This is a genomic window from Ideonella sp. B508-1 (assembly GCF_000333615.1).
In the GTDB taxonomy this organism is placed as follows: domain Bacteria; phylum Pseudomonadota; class Gammaproteobacteria; order Burkholderiales; family Burkholderiaceae_C; genus Ideonella.
Window position 1 is genome coordinate 1 of the sequence record NZ_BADL01000022.1, and the last position, 1,164, is coordinate 1,164.

Annotated in this window: 1 protein-coding gene and 1 pseudogene; both read left to right on the forward strand. The window is 68.1% G+C overall.

Translation table 11 applies throughout. The annotated features are described in order from the left end of the window. Positions 1-211: 211 nt before the first annotated feature. Positions 212-1,060 (forward strand): transketolase, encoded by an 849-nt coding sequence (locus I73_RS01260; protein WP_026096165.1) that lies wholly within the window; start codon positions 212-214, stop codon positions 1,058-1,060. Beyond that, positions 1,057-1,164, forward strand: a pseudogene (locus I73_RS32220) (transketolase family protein); the annotation flags it as partial. The gene I73_RS01260 and the pseudogene I73_RS32220, both read left to right, overlap by 4 nt.

Here is a 1,164-nt window from a genome sequence, read left to right on the forward strand (position 1 = left end):
GGCGTGGGCTGTTTCGCGCCGCCCTTCGCCCTAGACTATTACGCGGCCTGCANCATCGGCGGCGTCCACCCCGATGCGGCCCTGCGCACCATCTGACCTTACCTGGGCGTGCTGCTGCTCGGGCTGCTGCTGGTCGCCTTTGTCCCCTGGTTCTCGATCGGCCTGCTGAGCTGAGCCGGGCTTCCTTCATCTTTCCTGCCGAAGGGCTTCCATGTCTGACAACCACAACACTGAATTGCGGGAGCGGGCCTACCGCATTCGCCGCTATGCCCTGCGCATGGGCGAAGTGCAGGGCCAGGGCTACATCGGCCAGGCCCTGGGCTGGGCCGATGTGCTGGCGGTGGCCTGGGGCCACGCGCTGAACTACCGCGCCAACGAACCCCAGTGGGAGGGTCGTGACCGCTTCCTGCTGTCCCATGGCCACTACGCCATCGCCTTCTACGCCGCGCTGATCGAGGCCGGGGTGATCCCCGAGAGCGAGCTGGAGACCTATGGCAGCGACGACAGCCGCCTGCCGATGTCGGGCATGGCCACCTACACCCCGGGCATGGAGATCTCCGGTGGTTCGCTGGGCCAGGGCCTGGCGATTGCCGTGGGCATGGCGCTGGCGCTGCGCCACAAGCGCAACCCGGCCTTCGTCTACAACTCGATGTCTGACGGCGAGCTTGACGAGGGCTCGACCTGGGAAGCGGCCATGGGCGCGGCCCACCACGGCCTGGGCAACCTGATCTGCCTGGTGGACATCAACAAGCAGCAGGCCGACGGGCCCTCGGGCCAGGTGATGGGCTTCGAGCCGCTGGCCGACAAGTGGGCGGCCTTCGGCTGGCATGTGCAACGGGTGAACGGCAACGACCTGCCGGCCGTGCGTGCCGCCTTCGATGCCGCGCGTCAGCTGGCGGAGCCCCGGCCCCGCGTCATCCTCTTCGACACGCTGATGGGCTGCGGCGTGCCCTTCCTGGAGCAGCGCGAGAAGAACCATTTCATCCGCGTCGATCCGCCGGAGTGGCAGCAGGCCCTCCAGGTGCTGGACGCATCGCAAACGCAAGGAGCGACGGCATGAACGCCACCCTCGACAAGAAGCCCCGCCTGACGACCTCGGCCATGATCGCCTCGATCGCCGCCGAGGGACAGCGCGTCAAAGGCCGCCCCTTCGGCAAGGCGCTG

What these genes read in the sequence shown, in the direction of transcription:
- I73_RS01260 (WP_026096165.1), top strand. Translation starts at nt 212, where the DNA reads ATGTCTGACAACCACAACACTGAATTGCGGGAGCGGGCCTACCGCATT.